We start from the raw sequence: 22,958 nt of genomic DNA, 5'->3' as shown, positions 1-22,958 counted from the left end.
TCGGGCACACCGAATGCACGTTTGCGGCAGACACAAACGGTCAGCGTCGGGTCGCGTACCGCAATCGTTTGGGCAATTCCCTTGGGACAGTTGGCTTCCCGCCCGGTTTGGCCTCTTGACACCCGTGATCGCCGGGCGGAGGGTGTGGCCACCAATTGGTGTAGACCAAACAGGGAGCTGCGCATGCCCCGCACCAGAGGCAGGGTCGCCATCGCCGCGGCCGTTGTCGCGATGGCCGGCCCGTTGCTGGCGGTCCCGGCCGTCGCCCAGACCGCCACCCCGGCCTACCGCCACGACGACGGCCGCGTCGTGTCGGCCTACTTCGCCGACTGGGACGTCTACGGACGTGGCTACAACGTCAAGGACATCCCCGCCGACAAGATCAACGTCATCCAGTACGCCTTCGCCGCGCCCACCTTCGACAAGGCCACCGGCGCCGTCGGGTGCTCCGTGCTGGACCCGTGGGCCGACTACCAGCGGCCGCTCGACGCGTCCCTGTCGGTCGACGGCGTGGCCGACGTCGCCGGGCAGCCGCTGTCCGGCAACTTCAACCAGATCCTGAAGCTCAAGAAGGCCCACCCCGGCCTGAAGGTGGAGATCTCCCTCGGCGGCTGGACCAAGTCCACCTGGTTCGCCGACGTCGCCGCCACCGCCCAGCGCCGGCAGGACTTCGTCAAGTCCTGTGTGGACACCTTCATCAACGGCAACATCCCCGGGCTCGCGCCCGGAGCTGCCAAGGGCGTGTTCGACGGCATCGACATCGACTGGGAGTACCCGACCCAGCTCGCCGGCGGCAACGTCGACTACGGTCCCGCCGACAAGCACAACGCCACCCTGCTCATGCAGGAGTTCCGCCGCCAGCTCGGTCCCGACCGCCTGCTGACGGCTGCTTTGCCGGCGACCTCCAAGGCCGGACAGTACTGGGAACTCCCGGCGGCTGTCGCTCCGATGAGCTGGGTCAACATCATGACCTACGACTACAACGTGCCCAGCGGTGGTGTCGCCGGTCCGGACACGCTGTTCACTCGGGACAGTCGTGACCCCGGCGCTGCCGACCCGACGTGGAACACCGTTGGGACGGTGGCCTACTACCTCGGCAAGGGCGTGCCGGCGGGCAAGATGGTCGTCGGTGTTCCCTTCTACGGCAACGAATACCTGCGGGCCGGAGGGCTGTACGCCAAGTCGGACAACAGCGGGCAGGACGCGAACAGTTTGGCGTGGGACGCCAAGCCGCAGCCGACGTACCATGATTTGGTTGACACGGCTGGGATCGTTGGCAGTGGTGGGTATTCTCGGAACTGGAACGCTCAGGCCGGTGAGCCCTGGCTGTTCAACCCGGCCGGCGCGCACAACCTGTGCGGGGCGTTCAACGCTGACGGGACCTGTGCGACTCCTTACGTGGCAACCGTTCCGACGGTGATCACGTACTCGGACCCGCGGTCGATCGGTGAGCGCACCGCGCTCATCAAGGCGGCTGGGCTGCGTGGGGCCATGGCCTGGGAGATCAGCCAGGACTCGGACAGCCATGCGCTGATCTCGGCGCTGTCGCCGTTGCTGCACTGAGCGGTTTGCGGGTTGAGGGCCTTCCCGTCTGTGGTGGCGGGAAGGCCCTTTTTTGTATTCTTTCCCGCCCTCCGCCCTCCGCCCTCCGCCCTCCGCCCTCCGCCCTCCGCCCTCCGCCCTCCGCCCTCCGCCCTCCGCCCTCCGCCCTCATCTCTCAACTGCCACCCCGTCCTGCCTCCTGCCTCTCTCGTCCCGTGGTGGGTTGCGGGCCTGCGTGGACGGTTGGCCAGGCCGCGTGCGTCAGGTGGGTGGTGGGGTTGGGTGGGTTGCCGGCGGGAGGGTGGGTGGTTGTGTCTAGGGAGGGCTTGGGACGTGGGGTGGGGTGTTGCGTTTCGTTGTCGGGGTGCGTTGGGTGGGGTGTGCGTTCTTGGTTGTGTCGTGGGGGATCTGGTTGTCTGCGCGACTGTTGCGGAAAGCGCTTTCCAGCGTGTCACCCACATGGGTGTTTGTTGGCGTGTAAGGGAAATCGTTCTCAAAGGGGAGGTAGAATGGGGGTATGACAGCAACGTTGGATCGGTCTGCCGACGCCGGGTGGTGGCGGTTGGACGACGGGGCGTTGTGGTCGGAGGGTGAGAGGGCCGAAGTCTGCCGTCGGGCTGATTATGTGCGGCAGGTGGAGGTGGTGGCCGAGTTGTGGTCACGGACTGCCCGCGCCAAGGACGATCAGGCGACGATGGTGGCGGATCTGGTGGCGCGGTGGGGGATCACCCGGGCGGAGGCCAGGGATCTGCTCCGGCACGCGGAGTTGTTCGAGCGGGAGGCGGTCCGTGAGGCGGCCGGCGAAGGCCTGCTGAGTAAGCAGCATCTGGTGGTGATCGACAAGACACTGGCCGAAGCGCCTGAAGAGCAGCGGGACCAGGTTGAGGCTGCGCTGCTGGTGAACGCCCGCGAGTTCGACGGGGCGACGTTGCGGGTGATCGCCCGGCATATTCTCCAGTTGCTGGATCAGGATGGGAAAGCGCCGGATGATCGGGAGTTGGCGGAGCCGAGGCGGGAGTTGCATCTGACCAGCCGTAAGGACGGGTCGGTGGTGTTTCGGGGGAAGATTGACCAGGAGTCGGGGGCGAAGCTGACGGCGTTGCTCAGCCCGCTCGCGAAGCCGACCTCCGCCGGCGACACCCGCACCACGGCCGAACGGCAAGGCGATGCCTTTGCGGAGATCATCGACCTCGCCGCCAACAGCGAAGACCTGCCGGAGGAAGGCGGGGAGCGGCCGCATCTGGCGCTGACCATGTCGCTGAAGGACTTCCAGGAACAGCGGGGCACGGCCGATGTGGAGAGCATGGGGCCGATGGACGCGGCCTCGGCACGGAGGATCGGCTGTGACAGCAAGGTGATGCGGGTGGTGCTGGGGGCCAAGTCCGAAGTGCTGGACATCGGACGGGCCAGCCGGACGATCCCCACCAGCATCCGGAAAGCGCTGATCATCCGAGACAAAGGGTGCGCGTTCCCGGGATGCCAACGCAGACCCAGGCAATGTCACGCCCATCACGTGATCCACTGGGCGGACGGGGGACCGACCAGTATGGACAATCTGGTGCTGCTGTGCGGAAGTCACCATCGGCTGGTGCACCACAGCCATTGGCAGGTGACGATCGGCGACGGGAAAGCGGAATTCACCGCTGGCCCCGATCGCGGGGATCGGGGCCAGCGGTGGCAGAGGGCGGGCTAGCCGTCGAGGTCGGTGGTGATGACGTCCGCGACGGCGGCCAGGGCCTCATCGGCGCCGGAGCCCTCGGCGGACAGGATCACCTCGTCACCGTGCATGGCGCCGAGGGTCATGAGGCCCAGGACGCTGGCGGCGTCCACCTGCTCGCCTCCCTCCTTGCGGATGGAGACGGGCACGGCCTGACCGGAGGCGGCCTTCGCCAGCAGGGCGGCCGGCCTGGCGTGCAAACCAACCTTGCTGGCCACGGTGACCCGAAGTTCCGGCATGGTCTTCCCTTTCGTGCGGTGTGGCGGTCCTACTTGGACTGGCGGCTGCGCGGAGCGGTCTCGGTGACCGCGTCGCCGCCCTCCAGCTGCTCGTCAGCGTCATCCTCGCGGCCCGGCGTGCGGAGGTTCCACCTCTTGATCACGAAGCTGAACACCAGGTAGTAGATCACGCCATAGATGACGCCGACCAGCAACAACAGCAACGGCTTCTGGGCGATGCCCCAGTTCAGCACGAAGTCGATGGCGCCGGCGGAGAAGTTGAAGCCGTCATGGATGCCCAGCAGGTTCACCACGGCCAGCGAAGTGCCGGTGAGGATGGCGTGGATGACGTACAGCGGCCACGCGACGAACATGAACGAGAACTCGATCGGCTCGGTGACGCCGGTCAGGAACGCGGTCAGGGCAGCGGAAATCATGATGCCGCCGACGACCTTGCGCTGCGAGGGCTTGGCGGTGCGCCAGATCGCCAGGGCTGCGGCCGGCAGAGCGAACATGAAGATCGGGAAGAAGCCGGTCATGTAAGCGCCGGCGGTCGGGTCATGGTGGAGGAACCGGGTCAGGTCGCCGGTGTAGTCCTTGCCGTCCGCACCGGTGAAGTGACCGCTGAGGAACCACACCACCGAGTTGATGACGTTGTGCAGGCCGAACGGGATCAGGAGGCGGTTGACCACGCCGTAGATGCCGCCGCCGACGACCGGGTTGTTCGACAGGAGGTTGCCGAACGCGGTCAGGCCGGTGTTGAAGATCGGGTACAGCAGGCCGAAGATCACGCCCAGGACGATCATCACCAGGGAGTTGATGATCGGCACGAACCGGCGGCCGCCGAAGAACGCCAGGTACGGAGGCAGCTTGATGCGGTAGAAGCGCTGCCACATGTAGGCCGAGACGAGACCGACGACGATGCCGGCGAGCACGCCGTAGGGCCAACCCCCTGGCGGCGTGGGGGCGTCGCCGACCTTCTTCGCGACCACCGGGGCGAACACCTGGACGACCTGGGTGAACACCACAAAACCGACGACGGCGGCCACGGCGGTGGAGCCGTCGCCCTTGCGGGCGAAGCCGATGGCGATGCCGACGGCGAACAGCAGCGGCAGGTAGTTGAGCAGGCCACCGCCAGCCGCGACGAACACCTTCGCGACGTTCTGCATGAAGTCGTTCTTGAAACTGCCGAGCAGGTCGTCCTGCCCGAGCCGCAGCAGCAGGCCGGCGGCGGGCAGCGTCGCGATCGGCAGCATCAGGCTCCGACCGAGGCGTTGCAGCCCGGCCAGACCCTTGTTGCCGCCGGCCACCGTGGGGGCGCTGGCACTCATCGGTTTCCTCCGTGGGCGGAAAGCGGACCGGAACCCGGGTCGCCCCGGTCCAATTGCATGGTTACCTGGTAGAGGTCGCCCCGGTACCAGGACGTCATGTCCTCGATGGCCTCGCCGTCGGCGGTCGAGATCCGTCGGAACACCAGCACCGGCGAACCGGTGCGCACCCCCAGCAGCCTTGCCGTCTCGCGATCGGCGGCCTCGGCCCACACGGTCTGCCGGCCATGGCTGAGCTGCACGCCGAAATGCTCAGCCATCAGCGTGTACAGCGACCGAGTGAGATCGAGGTCGAGCAGACCGGGCAGCCGATTCGGGTTGTACCACCCGCGCTCGACCGCCAGCGGCGTGCCGTCGGCCCGGCGCAACCGGAACAACCGGTACGCGGGGTCGCTCGCCTCCAGACCCAGCGCGGCGGCCGCGGCGGGCGGAGGCATCTCGAGGGCACGCGACAGCACCTCAGTGCTGGGCGCGTGCCCCCGCCGCCGCATGTCGTCGGTGAAGGACTCCAGATACAACTGGGCCTCCATCCGCCGCTGCGCGGTGAACGTGCCGCGGCCACGCGCCCTGGCCAGAAGTCCCTCGGACACCAGCTGACCGACCGCCGCCCGCACCGTGAGCCGCGACACGCCGTACTGCTCGGCCAGGTCGCGTTCGGACGGGATCGGAGAGCCGGGCGGCAGGTCCTGCTGGGCCAGTTTGCGCAGGATTTCCCGCAGTTGGGCGTGCTTGGGCTTGGGACCGTCGACGATCCGGTCCGGGGCGCCCGACACGCCGTCGAACGCGGCCATGGCACCTCCCCTGGATTCGTCTCGATTCGGCCCCACCTGTCGATCCTCGCCGCGAACATTGGTACGTTCCGGTCTAGACCAGTGGTGCGGGGAGGATGCGCCGCCGGGCGACCGGGTGTCAACCGCCGTTACGTGTTCGTGCCACGGGCGGCCACCATCCGGCCGACTCGCGTACGACTGGCGGACGTCTTGTCCACAACCGACTAGTGAGAGCGGGCGACCAATGGCAGACGACAGGGCGGAAAAGATCCTGGCCGCGATCGGTGGCGCTGACAACATCATCGAGATCGAGCCGTGCATCACGCGGCTGCGCTGCGAACTCGAGGACGGGTCCCAGGTGGACGAGGCGGCGCTCAAGGCGATCGGCGCCCACGGCGTGATCCGCGCCGGCAACGTCGTGCAGATCATCGTCGGCCCGGAGGCGGACACCATCGCCTCCGACATCGAGGACCTGTTGTGAGCGAGCTTGCGAGCGAACCATTCAGCACAGAGAGCCGGCTCAACGAGCCGCCGAGCGCTAGCGAGGTGGCTCGATGAGTGTGACGGTCCTGAGCCCGGTGAAGGGCGTGCTCGCGCCGATCACCGAGGTGCCGGACCCGGTCTTCGCGCAGGCGATGGTCGGCCCGGGCCTGGCCGTGCACCCCGAGCTGACCGCCGGTGACGCGGTGTCCCCGGTGGACGGCACGGTGGTCACGTTGCACCCGCACGCGTTCGTGGTCGCGACCGCGGACGGAGCCGCGGTGCTGGTGCACCTGGGCATCGACACCGTCAAGCTCAAGGGTGAGGGTTTCACCCTGCACGTGGTCAAGGGTGAGACGGTCCGCGCCGGCCAGCCGGTGATCGGCTGGGACCCGGCGGCGGTGCAGGAGGGCGGCAAGTCGCCGATCTGCCCGGTGGTGGCGCTGGACGCGACCGCGGAGAATCTGGTCGACGTGCGCGAGCCCGGCCCGGTGGAGGCCGGCGACGCGCTGTTCACCTGGCAGCGCTGAACTGACGCGAAGTGGTCCTCCTCGACGGGAGGACCACTCGCGTCCTCAGTGGACGGTGACGGTGGGTGTAACCGGCGTCACGTAGCGGCCCGGGGTGTGCCTGTCCCGGCCGGTGCGGGCCCGGATGTGAAAGGATCCAGGGGTGCTGCGCTGGATCACCGCTGGAGAATCGCACGGACCCGCGCTGGTGGGTGTGCTCGAGGGCATGATCGCCGGAGTGTCCGTGACCACCGAGGACCTCTCGGTCCAACTGGCCCGTCGGCGGCTGGGCTTCGGCCGCAGTCCCCGGATGGACTTCGAGACCGACAAGGTCGAGATCCTGGGCGGGGTGCGGCACGGGAAGACACAGGGCGGCCCGATCGCCGTGCACATCGAGAACGCCGAGTGGCCCAAGTGGGAAAAGGTCATGGCGGCCGACCCGGTGGACCCGGCCGAGCTGGAGGGCTCCGCGCGCAACGCGCCGCTGACCCGGCCCCGGCCCGGCCACGCGGACCTGCCCGGCATGCAGAAGTACGGCTTCGATGAGGCCCGGCCGGTGCTGGAGCGGGCCAGCGCCCGGGAGACGGCGGAGCGGGTGGCGCTGGGCACGGTGGCCCGCAACCTGCTGCGCCAGGTGCTCAACGCCGAGGTGGTCAGCCACGTCGTCTCGATCGGCGCGGCGGAGTGCTCGCCGGACGCCCCGCTGCCCAAGCCCGAGGACCTGGCGGCCATCGACGAGAACCCGGTGCGCGCCTTCGACGCCGCCGGCACCGAGGCGATGGTGGCCGAGGTCGACGCCGCGAAGAAGGACGGTGACACGCTGGGTGGCGTGATCGAGGCGATCGTCTACGGCCTGCCGCCGGGCCTGGGCTCGCACGTGCACTGGGACCGCCGCCTCGACGCCCGGCTGGCCGGCGCGCTGATGGGCATCCAGGCCATGAAGGGCGTGGAGATCGGCGACGGCTTCACCACCGCGCACCGCCGCGGCAGCCAGGCCCACGACGAGATCGACCGCGGCCCCGGGGTCTCCGGCGTGACGCGGCGGTCGAACCGGGCCGGCGGCCTGGAGGGCGGCATCACCAACGGCGAGCCGCTGCGGGTCCGCGTCGCGATGAAGCCCATCTCCACGGTGCCGCGTGCGCTGGCCACGATCGACGTGCAGACCGGCGAGCCGGCGGTGGCGATCCACCAGCGTTCCGACATCTGCGCGGTGCCGCGGGCCGGTGTGGTCGTGGAGTCGGTGGTGGCGCTGGTCGTCGCCGACGCGCTGCTGGAGAAGTTCGGCGGCGACTCCCTGTCCGAGACCCGGCACAACGTCGAGGGCTACCTCAAGTCGCTCCAGGACCGCTGGTGAGTCCTAAGGCGGTGGTGGTCGGCCCGCCGGGCGCGGGCAAGACCACTGTCGGGGAGCTGCTGGCCGAACGGCTGGGTGTGGCGTTCCGGGACGTGGACGCGGACATCGTCGAGCAGGCCGGCAAGTCCATCTCCGACATCTTCACCGACGACGGCGAGCCGGAGTTCCGGCGCATCGAGCGCGAGGCGGTGGCGCGTGCGCTGGCCGAGCACCAGGGCGTGCTCGCGCTGGGCGGCGGCGCGGTGCTGGCCGACGAGACCCGCAAGCTGCTGGCCGAGCACACGGTGGTGTTCCTCAACGTCGGCATGGCCGAGGGCGTGCGCCGCACCGGCCTGTCGACCGCGCGTCCGCTGCTGGCCGGGGTCAACCCCAGGGCCACCTTCAAGGCGCTGCTGGACGCCCGGCTGCCGCTGTACCGCGAGGTCGCCACGGTCGAGGTCGACACCGACAAGCACGAGCCCGAGGGCATCGTCGACGAGATCGTCGCGACCCTGGAAGGAAGCTGATGTCCGAGCCCGTCCGGATCCACGTCGCCGCCGAGCGCCCGTACGACGTGATCGTCGGCCGCGGCCTGCTCGGCGACCTGGTCGACACGCTCAAGGGCGTGCCGACGGTGGCGATCCTGCACCAGCCGACGCTGACCGCGACCGCCGAGGCGGTCCGTGAGGAGCTGGAGAAGGCCGGCATCGACGCGCACCGGGTGGAGATCCCGGACGCCGAGGACGGCAAGGCGCTGGCCGTGGCCGGCTTCGCCTGGGAGGTGCTGGGCCGGATCGGCCTGGACCGCACCGGCGCGGTGATCGGCCTGGGCGGCGGCGCGGTGACCGACCTGGCCGGCTTCGTCGCCGGCACCTGGCTGCGCGGCGTGAAGGTCGTGCACGTGCCGACCACGCTGCTGGGCATGGTCGACGCGGCGGTCGGCGGCAAGGCCGGCATCAACACCGACGCCGGCAAGAACCTGGTCGGCGTGTTCCACGAGCCGACCGCGGTGCTGGTCGACCTGGCCACGCTGGAGACGCTGCCCCCCAACGAGCTCGTCGCCGGCATGGCCGAGGTGGTGAAGGCCGGCTTCCTCAACGACCCGCGGATCCTGGAGCTGATCGAGGCCGACCCGAAGGCGGCGGTGGACCCGTCCGGCGAGGTCATCGGCGAGCTGGTCACCCGGGCCATCCAGTACAAGGCCAGCGTGGTGTCGAGCGACCTGCGTGAGGCCGGACAGCGGGAGTTCCTGAACTATGGCCACACTCTGGGCCACGCCATCGAGCGCCGCGAGCGCTACCGCTGGCGGCACGGGGCGGCGGTCAGCGTGGGCCTGGTGTTCGCGGCCGAGCTGGCCCGGCTGGCCGGCCGGCTGGACGACGCGACCGCCGACCGGCACCGTACCGTGCTGACCTCGTTGGGCCTGCCGGTGAACTACGAGCCGGGCGCGCTGCCGCAGCTGCTGGAGGGCATGCGCAACGACAAGAAGACGCGGGCCGGCGTGCTGCGGTTCGTGGTGCTGGACGGGCTGGCCAAGCCGGGCCGGCTGGAGGGCCCGGACCCGAGCCTGATCGCCGCCGCCTACTCGGTGATCGCCGGCGATGACACGCCGAGCGGAAAGGTGCTTCTGTGACCGAGCTTGCGAGGGCACCAATGGGCACAGAGGGCCGGGTCGCAGACCCGCCGAGCGCTAGCGAGGTGGGACTGTGAGCCGGGTTTTTGTCCTCAACGGCCCGAACCTGGGCCGGCTCGGCGCGCGCGAGCCGCTGATCTACGGCAGCACCACGCACGCCGACCTGGTCGAGCTGTGTGTGAAGGCCGGCCAGGAGCTGGGGCTGGACGTCGAGGTGCGGCAGACCGACTCCGAGGGCGAGATGATCGGCTGGCTGCACGAGGCCGCCGACGCCGAGATCCCGGTGGTGCTGAACGGGGCCGCCTGGACGCACTACTCGATCGCCATCCGGGACGCCTGCTCGCAGCTGACCTCGAAGCTGGTCGAGGTGCACATCAGCAACATCCACAAGCGCGAGGAGTTCCGGCACCACAGCGTGATCTCGGCGGTGGCCGATGGCGTGATCGCCGGGCTGGGTGTGACCGGATACGCGTTGGCGCTGAGGTGGATCGCCGAGCATAGGTAACCCACACGGGTGACGGGATTCCCTAGACTGGCCCGGGAATCACCGTCACCCGATCGTGGAGGTAGCCGCGGCATGCCGAGACCCAGCAGGGCCATGGCGAGCACGGCTGGTTACCTCGCCGCCGCTGGCCTGCTCGCGGCGTGCGGCAGCGCCGAGGGCACGACCACGCAGCAGGCCACCCCGACCGCGGTGCAGCTGCACGCCGACCAGCCGCCGGCCGACGCCGCCGAAGCGCCGTTACGCACTGACCGAGCCAGACAAGGGGCCGGCACGCTGGTGTCCGGCGGGCCGGCCGCTCCGTACAACTACGCGCCGACCGCGCTGTCAGACGGCGGTCAGTACCGGATCTGGTGGTGCAGTCAGCTTCCCGGCATCGGGGTGCCCGGCGACGACGTGCTGACGTCCTCCGCGAGCGCGGTGACCGGGCCGTTCCCCGATGGGACGGCCGTGCTGCACGGCTCGGGTGAGGGATTCGACGCCGTGCACACCTGCGACCCCTCGGTCATTCGGGTCAACGGCATCTACTACATGTACTACACCGGCGCGGCCGGCGACGCTCCGTACGGCAACGCTATCGGGCTCGCGACCAGCGGCGATGGCGTGCACTGGGACCGCAGGCCCACCCCCGTCGTGCTGCCGTCGATGGATGTCAGGCGGGCCAACACCTACGGCGTCGGGCAGCCGTCGGTGCTGCGCCTGGACGGCTGGTTCTACCTGATGTTCACCGACACCAGCGGCGCCGCCGCGAACTCGGCCGGCGCCGGGCAGTTCGTGCTCCGGTCGCCGGACCCGGCCTTCGCCACCAGCGTGCAGGCCCTGACCCCCGCCGGTTTCCAGGATGTCGCCAACACCAAGGCCAAGCGGTCGTTGTCCATCGCCAACGCCTACAGCGCCGACTGGATGTGGGTGGACAGCCTCAACGCGTTCGCCGTGGCCCACGAGGTCGACGGCAAGGGCACGGTGATCTCCTTCTGGGACAAGGACTTCACCACGCATCCGTACCAGGACCTGGTGCTGGACGGCTCGTGGCGGGAAGGCCCGGGGCTGGTGCGGCGCATCGACGGGCACGCGCCGCCCGGTGCTGATGATCCGTGCACGCGGGTGCCGATCGACGTCGTGCGAGCCACCGGCGACGACGGCGACGGGCCGACCACGCTGCGCCTGTTCGGGCTGGACGTGACCAACGCCGGCGGCTGCCAGACGCTGGCCACGGCCGACGGGGTGGCCATGCCGTCGCCGGACCGGATGATCGTGCTGGTGGTCGGCGGCCGGCTGGTGAAGATCGAGCGGCGGTCGGTGTCCGCGCAGATCGCGGCGAAGGTGCTGGACAAGCCGGTGCCGGGGCTGGACTCGCTGCCGGTGGTGGCGACGATCAAGGCCGGCACGCCGGTGCTGCACGCGCCCGACCGGCCCTACGCGTTCGTGGTCGACGGCAAGCTCTGGCCGGTCGGCCCGGCCGCGGTGTCGGCCAACTCCTCTGGCGTCACCGAGACGAGTGACGCCGACTGGGACGCCCGGCCCGTGGGCGGCGACCTGTCGGCCTACCGGGGGAACTGACAGTTCGTCAGGCGATCCTGGCGGGGTCAGGCGTCGGTGGTGGCCCTGGGCCGCGCCGCCCGGCCGATGAACAGGCCGACGCCGGCCGGGACCAGCACCAGCAGGGCGATGAACGCGGCCCCGCCGGTGATCGCCACCGGCAGCGCCTCCACGCCCGTGTCGTCGACGAACACGCCCTGGCCGATGACTCCCAGCACGCCGCCGACCGGACCGGCCAGCAGCGCCGCCTTGAACCACACCATGCCGTGCCGCTCGCGGCCCAGCCAGCCGTCCAGGCCGGCCCACACCACGGCGACAGCCACCAGCAGCCCCAGCGCCGTCGGCCGCAGCCAGCCGATCGCGTCCGGATTGCCGGCGCGCACCCAGGCCTCGCCGGTCTGCACCGCCGCGTGCACCACGGCCAACACCAGCCCGCGTACCAGCCATGCCCTCATCACCCCACCCTAAGCCCCCACACGCCCACCCACCCGAACCCCCTCTTTTCGCACAAGCAAACGCCACATGTGGACCACATTCGACTTCTGACGCCACATGTGGACCACATGTGCCAGAAAATGGGGGGGTGGGAAGGCGGGGGTCGGGAGGGGCGCGGGGGCAATAGGCTGCCGGGTATGGGCGAGGTGCACGGCAGGAGACGGGAAGCGCTGCGGCGGCTGCTGGGGGAGCGGGAGCTGGACGCCCTGCTCGTGACGAATCTGCTCAACGTGCGCTACCTCACCGGCTTCACCGGATCGAACGGGGCGCTGCTGGTCACCGCGGACGGGGCCGTGTTCTGTACCGACGGCCGGTACGAGACGTCGTCGGCGGTCCAGGTGCCGGACATGGAGCGGGTGATCGTCCGCAACTGCGACCTGGAGCTGGCGGCCCGGGCCAAGGGCCGGATCGGTTTCGAGAGCGATCACGTCACGGTGGACCGCCTGGCCGCGCTGACCGAGGCCGCGTCGGCAGTGCTCCACCGGGCCCCGGGGCTCACGGCGGAGCTGCGCCTGGTCAAGGACGAGACGGAGATCGACGCGCTGCGGATGGCCTGCGCGGCGGCCGACCGGGCGCTGGCGGCGCTGATCGAGCACGGCGGCCTGCGGCCCGGCCGCACCGAGCGGGAGGTGGCCCGGGCACTGGACGACGGCATGCGCGACCAGGGCGCCGAGGGGCCGGCGTTCGACACCATCGTGGCGGCGGGGGAGCACTCGGCCATCCCGCACCACGAGCCGACCGACACCCCGCTCAAGACCGGCGACCTGGTGAAGATGGACTTCGGCGCGCTGGTCGACGGCTACCACTCGGACATGACCCGGACGGTGGTGCTGGGCCGGCCGGCGGACTGGCAGACCGAGATGTACCAGCTGGTCGCGGCGTCCCAGGCGGCCGGCCGGGCGGCCCTGGCCCCGGGCACGCCGCTGGCCGACGTGGACGACGCGGCCCGCTCGGTGATCGAGGCGGCCGGCCGTGGCGAGGAGTTCGTGCACGGCCTCGGACACGGGGTCGGCCTGGAGATCCACGAGGCTCCGGCGCTGTACAGGGGCAGTGCCGGTACACTAGCCGCCGGCATGGCGGTCACCGTCGAGCCCGGCGTGTACGTGCCCGGGCGGGGCGGGGTCCGCATCGAGGACACCCTCGTCGTGCGCGAGGGCGCGCCCGAGTTGCTCACCCTGACCACGAAGGAACTCGTGGTCGTCTGAACCCCAGCGGTCCGCGAGTGCGGCCCGTCCGCGACTACAGGAGACTCCACGACCGTGGCGACCACCAACGACCTCAAGAACGGTCTCGTGCTCAACCTCGACAACCAGCTGTGGACTGTCGTGGCCTTCCAGCACGTCAAGCCCGGCAAGGGCGGCGCGTTCGTGCGCACCACCCTCAAGCACGTGCTCACCGGCAAGGTCGTGGACCGGACCTTCAACGCCGGCACCAAGGTCGAGACGGCCACCGTCGACAAGCGCGGCATGACCTACCTGTACAAGGACGGCGCCGACTTCGTCTTCATGGACGGCGACACATACGACCAGATGAACATCCCGGCCGCCACTGTCGGCGACGCCGCCAACTACATGCTGGAGAACACCGAGGCCGTCGTCGCCGTGCACGAGGGCGTGGCGCTGTTCATCGAGCTGCCGACCTCGGTCGAGCTGGTCATCCAGCACACCGACCCGGGCCTGCAGGGCGACCGCTCCACCGGCGGCACCAAGCCGGCGACCCTGGAGACCGGCGCCGAGATCCAGGTCCCGCTGTTCGTGACCACCGGCGAGAAGGTCAAGGTCGACACCCGCGACGGCCGCTACCTGGGCCGGATCAACAACTGATGGGTGCCCGCAGCAAATACCGCAAACGCGCGGTCGACGTCCTGTACGAGGCGGACCTGCGCGACGCGGACGCCGTGACGCTGCTGTCCGGGCGGGTCGGCTCGCCCGACGTGCCCCCGGTCAACGACTACACGATCGCCCTGGTCGAGGGCATCACGGCCAATCGGACGCGGATCGACGAGCTGATCTCCGAGCATGCCGAGGGCTGGACCCTGGCCCGGATGCCGGCGGTGGACCGCGCGGTCCTGCGGCTGGGCGTGTACGAGCTGCTGTGGGCGGCCGACGTGGACGACGCGGTGGCCATCAGCGAGGCCGTCGAGCTGGCCAAGCAGCTGTCCACCGACGACTCGCCGCGCTTCGTCAACGGCGTGCTGGACAGCATCGCCCGGATCGCGGTGCACCTGCGGGCCGCGTTGTAAGCAGCCAGAAGCAAATCTGGAAGGCCGCCCCACCCTGGTTGATCGGGTGGCGCGGCCTTCCAGCGTTTGTCCCCAGGCTTGTGCGCGCGTGGCGCGGGCTCAGTCCTCCTTGGAGGGCCGGGCCTCAGGCGGCAGGACGCCCCAGTCGATGAGCTGCTCGGTGAGCTCGCCGGGTGTCATGTCGTAGATGATGGCCAGCGACCGCAGGTCCTCGGTGCGGATGGAGAGCACCTTGCCGTTGTAGTCGCCGCGCTGGCTCTGGATGGTGGCGGCGTAGCGGGCCAGCGGGCCGACCTTCTCCGCCGGCAGCTGCTGTAGCCGCTCCAGGTTTATGACGATCTTGGTGGCCGGCTCCGCCCCGGACGGCACGCGGCCCTCCGGCAGCAGCTCGGCCACCGGCACGCCGTAGAAGTCCGCCAGCTCGGCCAGCTTCTGCACGGTGACCGCCCGGTCGCCGCGCTCGTAGGAGCCGACGACAACCGCCTTCCACCGACCGCCGGACTTCTGCTCGACGCCATGCAGTGACAATCCCTGCTGCTGGCGGATGGCGCGGAGCTTGGCCCCCAGCGCCTTGGCGTAATCGCCCATGTGGCGGTTCTCCGTTCATTCGCCCCGTCGGCCGGTAGCCATCGCCGCGGGGAGCCTGAGATCAATACGCAGAGTAATGGTCGCTCGCTGTCGTCACCAGGTCAAGCTGACTTCGCTGCGTCATGCGGGGGAGGGGGGTCCAACCACCCGGAAGGGCTACGGAGCGTGGCTGGTAACGTGGCCCCTGAACTCGGCAGATGCCGAGTTGACCCGACGTCCTTTAAGGACCCGTCCGGTGAGGCGGGGAAGGAGGTCCACCGTGGCGCCGCGTGTTCGTGGCGCGACGGACCCGGCCGAGCGCGAGCTGCTCTCGGCCGGCGATGTCGCGCGCACCATCGCCCGAATGGCCCATCAGATCATCGAGAAGACCTCGATCGGCAGCTCCGATGCGAGGCCGGTCGTCCTCCTGGGCATCCCCAGTCGAGGGGCGCCGCTGGCCCGCCGGCTGGCCGAGCTGATCGCCGAGTTCAGCGAGGTCCAGGTCCCGGTCGGGGCCCTCGACATCACCCTCTACCGCGACGACCTGCGGCGGCGGCCGAACCGGCCGCTGGAGCCGACCACGCTGCCCGAGGGCGGCATCGACGACTGCCTGGTCGTGCTGGTCGACGACGTCCTGTTCTCCGGTCGCACCATCCGCGCCGCCCTGGACGCTCTGCGCGACGCCGGCCGCCCGGCCTCGGTGCAGCTGGCGGTGCTGGTCGACCGCGGCCACCGCGAGCTGCCCATCCGCGCCGACTACGTGGGCAAGAACGTGCCGACCTCGCGCACCGAGGAGGTGCACGTCTGCCTGGCCGAGGTGGACGGGCGCGACGGCGTGTACCTGCGACGGGAAGCTGACCAGTGAAACACCTGCTCTCCACCGACGGCCTCGACCCGGCGCAGGCCACCGCGGTGCTGGACACCGCGGACACCCTCAAGCGCACGCTGCTGGGCCGCGAGGTCCGCAAGCTGCCGACGCTGCGCGGGCGCACCGTGGTCACGATGTTCTACGAGAACTCCACCCGCACCCGGGTCTCCTTCGAGGTCGCGGGCAAGTGGATGAGCGCCGACGTGATCAACGTGTCGGCCGGCGGCTCCTCGGTCGGCAAGGGCGAGTCGCTGCGCGACACCGCCCTGACGCTGTCCGCGGCCGGGGCCGACCTGGTGATCGTGCGGCACCCGGCCTCCGGCGCGGCGCACCGCCTGGCCGGCTGGCTGGAGGGCACCGGCACGGCCGTGGTCAACGCCGGCGACGGCATGCACGAGCACCCGACGCAGGCCCTGCTCGACGCGGCCACCCTGCGGGAGCGCCTGGGCCAGATCGCCGGCAAGCGGATCGCCATCGTCGGCGACGTCCTGCACAGCCGGGTCGCCCGGTCCAACGTGCACCTGCTGACCGCGCTGGGCGCGGAGGTGGTGCTGGTCGCGCCGCCGACGCTGCTGCCGACCGGCGTCGAGAACTGGCCGGTGGCCGTCTCGCACGAGCTGGACGCCGAGCTGCCGGCGCTGGACGCCGTGATGATGCTGCGGGTGCAGGCCGAGCGCATGCACGGCGGTTTCTTCCCGTCGGCGCGGGAGTACTCGATCGCCTACGGCCTGAACGAACGCCGGCTCAAGCTGCTGCCCGAGCACGCCGTCGTGCTGCACCCCGGGCCCATGCTGCGCGGCATGGAGATCTCCGCGGCCGTCGCGGACTCGCCGCGCGCCGCCATCACCGAGCAAGTCCGCAACGGGGTGCACGTCCGCATGGCCGTGCTGTACCACCTGCTCGCGGGGGAGGAAGAAGCCGCATGATGCTGATCAAGGGAGTCCGCCTCTACGGCGAGGGCGACCCGGTCGACATCCTGGTGCGCGACGGCGTGATCGCCGAGATCGGCCCGTGGCTGGACGCCGCGAGCACCCAGGACCTGACCGGCGTCGAGGTGATCGACGCCGACGGCCTGGTCGCGCTGCCCGGGTTCGTCGACCTGCACACGCACCTGCGAGAGCCGGGCCGCGAGGACACCGAGACGATCGCCACCGGCTCGGCCGCGGCGGCGCTGGGCGGCTACACCGCCGTGTTCGCCATGGCCAACACCGATCCGGTCGCCGACAACGCGGTGATCGTCGAGCACGTGTGGCGCCGCGGCCGCGAGGTCGGCCTGGTCGACGTGCACCCGGTCGGCGCGGTCACCGTCGGGCTCCACGGCGAGAAGCTGGCCGAACTGGGCACGATGGCCCGCAGCCAGGCGAACGTCCGCGTGTTCTCGGACGACGGCCACTGCGTCGCCGACCCGCTGATCATGCGCCGGGCCCTGGAGTACACCAAGGCGCTGGACGGCGTGATCGCCCAGCACGCCGAGGAGCCCCGGCTGACCGCCGGCGCGCAGGCCCACGAGGGCGAGCGGGCGGCCCGGCTGGGCCTGGCCGGCTGGCCGGCGGCGGCCGAGGAGTCGATCGTGGCCCGGGATTGCCTGCTGGCCAAGCAGACCGGCGCGCGGCTGCACGTCTGCCACGTGTCCACGTCCGGCACGGTCGACGTGCTGCGGTGGGCCAAGGAGCGCGGCACCAAGGTCTCCGCCGAGGTGACGCCGCACCACCTGCTGCTCACCGACGAGCGCCTGGCCACCTACGACCCGGTGAACAAGGTGAATCCGCCGCTGCGCACCGAATCCGACGTGCAGGTGCTGCGGGAAGCGCTGGCCGAGGGCGTCGTCGACTGCGTCGCCACCGACCACGCCCCGCACGCCCCGCAGGACAAGGACTGCGAGTGGTCGGCCGCCCGCCCGGGCATGCTCGGCCTGCAGACCGCGCTGTCCATCGTGGTGGAGACGCTGGTGCGGCCGGGCCTGCTGGACTGGCGCGGCGTGGCCCGGGTGATGAGCGAGAAGCCGGCCGAGATCGCCGGCCTGCCCGACCAGGGCCGGCCGCTGGTGGTCGGCGAGCCGGCGACGTTGACGCTGGTCGACCCCCATGCCCGGTGGACGGTGCGGGGCACCGAGTTGGCCAGCATCGCCGGCAACACCCCGTTCGAGGGCATGGAGTTGCCGGGTGTCGTCCGCGCCACGATGCTGCGCGGGCGGGTCACCGCGTCCGACGGGAAGGTCCGGCCATGACCAGGCTTGTGTTGGTGCTCATCGTGCTGGCCTTCTTCGTGCTGTGCGGCGCCGCGATGTGGTGGGGCTGGCGCAACAAGGCCCGCCGGCAGGCCCAGACGCTGCCGGCCTTCCCGGCCGCGCCGACTGAGCTGGGCGGCGAGCTGCTGCCCGAGCAGACCGGCGTGTACGTCAGCACAACGCTGGACGACAGCTGGCAGAACCGGGTCGCGGTGGGCGACGTCGGCTTCCGCTCGGAGGCGACGCTTCACCTGCACGACAAGGGTTTGCTCATCGACCGGGTGGGCGCGAGCCCGGTCTGGATCCCCCGGGACGCGGTCCGGGACGCAGCCGTCGGCCAGGGCCTGGCCGGCAAGGTGATGTTCGGCGACGGCCTGCTCATCGTGCGGTGGCAGGTGGAGGACCAGCTGCTGGACAGCGGGTTCCGCGCCGACGAGAAGGAGCACTACCAGGAGTGGGTGACCGCGCTGCGGTCCATGGCAGGCGTTGGAGGTGGCGCGCAGTGAGCGCTCGCGAGCAGGCAGCGTTGGTGGTCGAGGATGGCCGGGTCTTCCGCGGTGAGGCGTACGGGGCGCTCGGCGCGACCCTGGGCGAGGTCGTGTTCTGCACGGGTATGACCGGCTACCAGGAGACGCTGACCGATCCCTCGTACCACGGGCAGATCGTGGTGCAGACCGCCCCGCAGATCGGCAACACCGGCTGGAACGACGAGGACGACGAGTCGTCGCGGATCTGGGTTTCCGGTTACGTGGTGCGGGATCCGGCCCGCCGCCCGTCCAACTGGCGGGCCACCCGCTCGCTGGACGACGAGCTGGTGGCGCAGGGCGTCGTCGGCATCGCCGGCGTGGACACCCGCACCCTGACCCGGCACATCCGCGAGCGCGGGGCCATGCGGGCCGGCGTGTTCTCCGGCGCCGAACTGTCCGATGTGGACACGATGCTGGCCAGGGTCAAGGCCGCCCCGCAGATGAAGGGCGCGGACCTGGCGGGTGACGTGACCACCGCGCAGACCTACGTGGTGCCAGCCGACGGCGAGCGCCGGTTCCGGGTGGCCGCGCTGGACCTGGGCATCAAGTCCAACACCCCGCGCATGATGGCCGCTCGCGGCATCGAGGTGCACGTCCTGCCGCTGAACTCCACCCTGGACGACGTGCTGGCGGTCGAGCCGGACGGCGTGTTCCTGTCCAACGGTCCGGGCGACCCGGCCACCCAGGACCACGGCGTGGCGCTGACGACCGGCGTGCTGGAGCGGCGGATTCCGCTGTTCGGCATCTGCTTCGGCAACCAGATCCTGGGCCGGGCGCTGGGTCGCGGCACCTACAAGCTCCAGTACGGCCACCGCGGCATCAACGTGCCGGTGATCGACACCGCCACCGGCCGGGTCGCGATCACCGCGCAGAACCACGGCTTCGCCCTGGAGGGCGAGCCGGGGGAGCGCTTCGACACCCCGTTCGGCGCGGCCACCGTGAGCCACTACTGCCCGAACGACGGCACGGTGGAGGGCCTGCGGTGCCTGGAGGCGCCGGCGTTCTCCGTGCAGTACCACCCCGAGGCCGCCGCCGGCCCGCACGACGCGGCCGCCCTGTTCGACGAGTTCTGCCAGCTGATGAGTGAGGCCCGCTGATGCCGAAGAGGACCGACATCTCCCACGTCCTGGTGATCGGGTCGGGTCCGATCGTGATCGGCCAGGCCTGCGAGTTCGACTACTCCGGCACCCAGGCGTGCCGGGTGCTGCGGGCCGAGGGCCTGCGGGTGTCGCTGGTCAACTCCAACCCGGCCACGATCATGACCGACCCGGAGTTCGCCGACGCCACCTACATCGAGCCGATCACGCCCGAGTTCGTGGAGAAGGTGATCGCCGAGGAGCAGGCCCTGGGCCGTCCGATCCAGGCGATCCTGGCCACCCTGGGCGGGCAGACCGCGCTCAACACCGCCGTCGCCCTGCACGAGCGCGGCGTGCTGGAGAAGTACAACGTCGAGCTGATCGGCGCGGACATCGGCGCCATCCAGCGCGGCGAGGACCGCCAGCTGTTCAAGGACATCTGCGCCTCCGTGGGCGCGGAGACCCCGCGCAGCCGGGTCTGCAAGTCGATGGACGAAGTCCGTGCCACCGTTGAGGAACTGGGTCTGCCGGTGGTCATCCGGCCTTCGTTCACCATGGGCGGCCTGGGTTCCGGCATGGCCCACACCCCGGCCGAGCTGGAGCGGCTGGCCTCGCTGGGCCTGGACGAGTCGCCGGTGACCGAGGTGCTGATCGAGGAGAGCGTGCTCGGCTGGAAGGAGTTCGAGCTCGAGCTCATGCGGGACCGCAACGACAACGTCGTGGTCATCTGCTCGATCGAGAACATCGACCCGATGGGCGTGCACACCGGCGACTCGGTGACCGTGGCCCCGGCCATGACCCTGACCGACCGCGAGTACCAGCACATGCGCGACGTCGGCATCGACGTGCTGCGCGCGGTGGGCGTGGAGACCGGCGGCTGCAACATCCAGTTCGCCATCCACCCGCAGACCGGCCGCATGGTCGTCATCGAGATGAACCCGCGCGTCTCGCGGTCCTCCGCGCTGGCCTCCAAGGCGACCGGCTTCCCCATCGCCAAGATCGCCGCTCGGCTGGCCATCGGCTACACGCTGGACGAGATCCAGAACGACATCACCGGCGAGACCCCGGCCAGCTTCGAGCCGACGCTGGACTACGTGGTCGTGAAGGTGCCGCGGTTCGCGTTCGAGAAGTTCCCCGGCGCGGACCCCACGCTGACCACGACCATGAAGTCGGTCGGCGAGGCCATGTCCATCGGCCGCAACTTCTCCGAGGCGCTGAACAAGGCGCTGCGGTCCATGGAGACCAAGGCCGCCGGCTTCTGGACCAAACCGGATCCCGAGGGTGTCACCCTGGAGGAGACGCTGGAGGCCCTGAGGAAGGGCCACGACGGCCGGCTCTACACCGTGGAGCGGGCGCTGCGGCTGGGCGCGACCGTGGAGCAGGTGCACGAGGCCTCGGGCATCGACCCGTGGTTCATCGACCAGATCCTCGCGCTGGGCGAGCTCCGTGAGGAGATCGTCGCCGCGGCGGTGCTGGACGAGGCGCTGCTGCGCCGGGCCAAGCGGGCCGGCCTGTCCGACCGGCAGATCGCCTCGCTGCGGCCGGAGCTGGCCGGCGAGGACGGCGTGCGCACCCTGCGGCACCGGCTGAACGTGCGGCCGGTGTTCAAGACCGTGGACACCTGCGCCGCCGAGTTCGCCGCCCTGACGCCATACCACTACTCGGCCTACGAGTCCGACCCGGCGGCCGAGACCGAGGTGCTGCCGCAGCGGGAGAAGCCCAAGGTGCTGATCCTGGGCTCCGGGCCCAACCGCATCGGGCAGGGCATCGAGTTCGACTACTCCTGCGTGCACGCGGCGATGGAGCTGCGGCGGGCCGGGTTCGAGACGGTGATGGTCAACTGCAACCCGGAGACGGTGTCCACCGACTACGACACCTCCGACCGTCTCTACTTCGAGCCGCTGACCTTCGAGGACGTGCTGGAGGTCGTGCACTCCGAGCGCGAGTCCGGCACTGTCGCCGGCGTCATCGTGCAGCTGGGCGGGCAGACCCCGCTGGGGCTGGCCCAGCGGCTGGCCGACGCGGGCGTGCCGGTGGTCGGCACCTCCCCGGAGGCGATCAACCTGGCCGAGGACCGCGGCGCGTTCGGCGAGGTGCTGACCGCGGCCGGGCTGCCCGCGCCGAAGTACGGCACCGCGACCTCGTTCCCGCAGGCCAAGCGGATCGCCGACGAGATCGGCTACCCGGTGCTGGTGCGCCCGTCGTACGTGCTGGGCGGCCGGGGCATGGAGATCGTCTACGACGAGGACACCCTCGCCGGCTACATCGCCCGCGCCACCGAGGTGTCCCCGGAGCACCCGGTGCTGGTCGACCGGTTCCTGGACGACGCCATCGAGATCGACGTGGACGCCCTGTGCGACGGGGAGCAGGTCTACATCGGCGGCGTCATGGAGCACATCGAGGAGGCCGGCATCCACTCCGGCGACTCCTCCTGCGCGCTGCCGCCGATAACGCTGGGCCGCAGCGACCTGGAGGCGGTGCGCCGCTCCACCGAGGCCATCGCCCACGGCGTCGGCGTGCGCGGGCTGCTGAACGTGCAGTACGCGCTCAAGGACGACGTGCTGTACGTGCTGGAGGCCAACCCTCGCGCGTCCCGCACGGTGCCGTTCGTGTCCAAGGCGACCGCGGTGCCGCTGGCCAAGGCGGCGGCCCGGATCGCGCTGGGCGCGACCATCGCGCAGCTGCGGGAGGAGGGTGTGCTGCCGGCGTCCGGCGACGGCGCGGAGATGCCCGACGACTGCCCGGTCGCGGTGAAGGAAGCGGTGCTGCCGTTCCACCGGTTCCGCACCCCCGAGGGGCACGGCGTGGACTCGCTGCTGGGCCCGGAGATGAAGTCCACCGGCGAGGTGATGGGCATCGACTTCTCCTTCGGCAAGGCCTTCGCCAAGTCGCAGACCGCGTCCTACGGCTCGCTGCCGACCAAGGGCCGGGTGTTCGTGTCGGTGGCCAACCGGGACAAGCGGGCCATGGTGTTCCCGGTCAAGCGGCTGGCCGACCTGGGCTTCGAGATCCTGGCGACCGCCGGCACGGCCGAGGTGCTGCGGCGCAACGGCGTGGCCTGCACGGTGGTGCGCAAGCACTTCGAGGGCGAGGACAACATCGTCGACAAGATCCTGGCCGGCGAGGTGGACATGATCATGAACACTCCGTACGGCAACCACGGCCCCCGCGTGGACGGCTACGAGATCCGCACCGCCGCAGTGGCGCGGGACATCCCGTGCATCACCACCGTTTCCGGGGCTGCGGCGGCCGTACACGGCATCGAGGCCCTCATCCGGGGGGACATCGGCGTCCGGTCGCTCCAGGGCCTCCAGGCGGCGCTGAAGGGTGCGAAAGCATGAGCGAGCTTGCGAGCGAATCATCCAGCACAGAGCGTCCGCGAACG

General features: G+C 70.6%; 23 protein-coding genes. 18 read left to right on the top strand and 5 right to left on the bottom strand.

What is annotated here, in order from left to right; translation table 11 throughout:
• The first annotated feature begins 183 nt into the window (after positions 1–183).
• Both JJ691_RS22715 and JJ691_RS22710 read left to right on the top strand, forming a co-directional pair.
• A complete protein-coding gene (locus JJ691_RS22715; protein WP_211770727.1) occupies positions 184–1,563 on the top strand; it encodes a glycoside hydrolase family 18 protein in 1,380 nt (459 codons plus the stop codon).
• Between the two features lie 496 nt (positions 1,564–2,059).
• Positions 2,060–3,235: an HNH endonuclease signature motif containing protein gene (locus JJ691_RS22710; RefSeq protein ID WP_256449415.1), complete on the top strand. Its 1,176-nt coding sequence runs from the start codon at positions 2,060–2,062 to the stop codon at positions 3,233–3,235.
• On the opposite strand, the gene JJ691_RS22705 is transcribed toward JJ691_RS22710, so the two are convergent.
• From JJ691_RS22705 to JJ691_RS22695, 3 genes are read right to left on the bottom strand one after another with little or no spacing between them, the layout of a single operon-like run.
• Positions 3,232–3,498 (bottom strand): HPr family phosphocarrier protein, encoded by a 267-nt coding sequence (locus JJ691_RS22705; RefSeq protein ID WP_211770725.1) that lies wholly within the window; start codon positions 3,496–3,498, stop codon positions 3,232–3,234. The genes JJ691_RS22710 and JJ691_RS22705 overlap by 4 nt on opposite strands.
• A 29-nt stretch (positions 3,499–3,527) precedes the next feature.
• Positions 3,528–4,808: a PTS transporter subunit EIIC gene (locus JJ691_RS22700; protein ID WP_211770724.1), complete on the bottom strand. Its 1,281-nt coding sequence runs from the start codon at positions 4,806–4,808 to the stop codon at positions 3,528–3,530.
• Positions 4,805–5,596, bottom strand: a complete 792-nt coding sequence (locus JJ691_RS22695) for a GntR family transcriptional regulator (protein WP_211770723.1) — start codon at positions 5,594–5,596, stop codon at positions 4,805–4,807. Before JJ691_RS22695 ends, JJ691_RS22700 begins: the two co-directional genes overlap by 4 nt.
• Here JJ691_RS22695 and JJ691_RS52950 point away from each other — a divergent pair.
• From JJ691_RS52950 to JJ691_RS22660, 7 genes are all read left to right on the top strand, one after another.
• The gene (locus JJ691_RS52950) at positions 5,595–6,056 is read left to right on the top strand and encodes a glucose PTS transporter subunit EIIB (protein WP_256449414.1); all 462 of its coding nucleotides are present in this window, start codon (positions 5,595–5,597) and stop codon (positions 6,054–6,056) included. The two genes, JJ691_RS22695 and JJ691_RS52950, sit on opposite strands and share 2 nt — an antisense overlap.
• A gap of 73 nt (positions 6,057–6,129) precedes the next feature.
• Positions 6,130–6,585, top strand: a complete 456-nt coding sequence (locus JJ691_RS22685; RefSeq protein WP_211770721.1) for a PTS sugar transporter subunit IIA — start codon at positions 6,130–6,132, stop codon at positions 6,583–6,585.
• Positions 6,586–6,727: 142 nt separating this feature from the next.
• Positions 6,728–7,918: a chorismate synthase gene (aroC, locus tag JJ691_RS22680; RefSeq protein WP_211770720.1), complete on the top strand. Its 1,191-nt coding sequence runs from the start codon at positions 6,728–6,730 to the stop codon at positions 7,916–7,918.
• Positions 7,915–8,424 (top strand): shikimate kinase, encoded by a 510-nt coding sequence (locus JJ691_RS22675; protein WP_211770719.1) that lies wholly within the window; start codon positions 7,915–7,917, stop codon positions 8,422–8,424. The genes aroC and JJ691_RS22675 overlap by 4 nt, the downstream gene beginning before the upstream one ends.
• Positions 8,424–9,530: a 3-dehydroquinate synthase gene (aroB, locus tag JJ691_RS22670; protein ID WP_211770718.1), complete on the top strand. Its 1,107-nt coding sequence runs from the start codon at positions 8,424–8,426 to the stop codon at positions 9,528–9,530. The genes JJ691_RS22675 and aroB overlap by 1 nt, the downstream gene beginning before the upstream one ends.
• A gap of 73 nt (positions 9,531–9,603) precedes the next feature.
• Positions 9,604–10,035: a type II 3-dehydroquinate dehydratase gene (gene aroQ, locus JJ691_RS22665; protein WP_211770717.1), complete on the top strand. Its 432-nt coding sequence runs from the start codon at positions 9,604–9,606 to the stop codon at positions 10,033–10,035.
• A gap of 93 nt (positions 10,036–10,128) precedes the next feature.
• The gene (locus tag JJ691_RS22660; RefSeq protein WP_211770716.1) at positions 10,129–11,592 is read left to right on the top strand and encodes a beta-xylosidase; all 1,464 of its coding nucleotides are present in this window, start codon (positions 10,129–10,131) and stop codon (positions 11,590–11,592) included.
• 26 nt (positions 11,593–11,618) lie between these two features.
• Here JJ691_RS22660 and JJ691_RS22655 read toward each other — a convergent pair whose 3' ends face one another.
• A complete protein-coding gene (locus JJ691_RS22655; protein WP_211770715.1) occupies positions 11,619–12,026 on the bottom strand; it encodes a B-4DMT family transporter in 408 nt (135 codons plus the stop codon).
• 177 nt (positions 12,027–12,203) lie between these two features.
• Between JJ691_RS22655 and JJ691_RS22650 the strand changes: the two genes are divergently transcribed.
• From JJ691_RS22650 to nusB, 3 genes are read left to right on the top strand one after another with little or no spacing between them, the layout of a single operon-like run.
• Positions 12,204–13,271, top strand: a complete 1,068-nt coding sequence (locus JJ691_RS22650) for a M24 family metallopeptidase (RefSeq protein WP_211770714.1) — start codon at positions 12,204–12,206, stop codon at positions 13,269–13,271.
• Positions 13,272–13,325: 54 nt separating this feature from the next.
• Entirely contained in the window at positions 13,326–13,889 is a 564-nt protein-coding gene (efp, locus tag JJ691_RS22645; protein ID WP_211770713.1) for an elongation factor P, read from the top strand.
• Positions 13,889–14,308 (top strand): transcription antitermination factor NusB, encoded by a 420-nt coding sequence (nusB, locus tag JJ691_RS22640; RefSeq protein ID WP_211770712.1) that lies wholly within the window; start codon positions 13,889–13,891, stop codon positions 14,306–14,308. Before efp ends, nusB begins: the two co-directional genes overlap by 1 nt.
• A gap of 99 nt (positions 14,309–14,407) precedes the next feature.
• Here nusB and bldD read toward each other — a convergent pair whose 3' ends face one another.
• Positions 14,408–14,896: a transcriptional regulator BldD gene (gene bldD, locus JJ691_RS22635; RefSeq protein ID WP_015803953.1), complete on the bottom strand. Its 489-nt coding sequence runs from the start codon at positions 14,894–14,896 to the stop codon at positions 14,408–14,410.
• Between the two features lie 259 nt (positions 14,897–15,155).
• Here bldD and pyrR point away from each other — a divergent pair, with 259 nt between their 5' ends.
• The 6 genes from pyrR to carB are packed head-to-tail and all read left to right on the top strand — an operon-like array spanning position 15,156 to position 22,914.
• The gene (pyrR, locus tag JJ691_RS22630) at positions 15,156–15,740 is read left to right on the top strand and encodes a bifunctional pyr operon transcriptional regulator/uracil phosphoribosyltransferase PyrR (RefSeq protein WP_211770711.1); all 585 of its coding nucleotides are present in this window, start codon (positions 15,156–15,158) and stop codon (positions 15,738–15,740) included.
• On the top strand, positions 15,737–16,669 hold the full coding sequence (locus tag JJ691_RS22625; RefSeq protein WP_211770710.1) for an aspartate carbamoyltransferase catalytic subunit: 933 nt from the start codon (positions 15,737–15,739) through the stop codon (positions 16,667–16,669). Before pyrR ends, JJ691_RS22625 begins: the two co-directional genes overlap by 4 nt.
• Positions 16,669–17,970, top strand: coding sequence for a dihydroorotase (locus JJ691_RS22620; RefSeq protein ID WP_249228121.1), 1,302 nt, complete (start codon positions 16,669–16,671; stop codon positions 17,968–17,970). Before JJ691_RS22625 ends, JJ691_RS22620 begins: the two co-directional genes overlap by 1 nt.
• Positions 17,967–18,476, top strand: coding sequence for a PH-like domain-containing protein (locus JJ691_RS22615; protein WP_211770708.1), 510 nt, complete (start codon positions 17,967–17,969; stop codon positions 18,474–18,476). Before JJ691_RS22620 ends, JJ691_RS22615 begins: the two co-directional genes overlap by 4 nt.
• The gene (carA, locus tag JJ691_RS22610) at positions 18,473–19,594 is read left to right on the top strand and encodes a glutamine-hydrolyzing carbamoyl-phosphate synthase small subunit (protein ID WP_249228120.1); all 1,122 of its coding nucleotides are present in this window, start codon (positions 18,473–18,475) and stop codon (positions 19,592–19,594) included. The genes JJ691_RS22615 and carA overlap by 4 nt, the downstream gene beginning before the upstream one ends.
• On the top strand, positions 19,594–22,914 hold the full coding sequence (gene carB / locus JJ691_RS22605; protein WP_211770707.1) for a carbamoyl-phosphate synthase large subunit: 3,321 nt from the start codon (positions 19,594–19,596) through the stop codon (positions 22,912–22,914). Before carA ends, carB begins: the two co-directional genes overlap by 1 nt.
• Positions 22,915–22,958: the final 44 nt, after the last annotated feature.

Origin of the sequence: Kutzneria sp. CA-103260 (genome assembly GCF_018263855.1) — a bacterium.
In the GTDB taxonomy this organism is placed as follows: domain Bacteria; phylum Actinomycetota; class Actinomycetes; order Mycobacteriales; family Pseudonocardiaceae; genus Kutzneria.
This window is presented reverse-complemented; position numbering and strand designations above follow the sequence as displayed.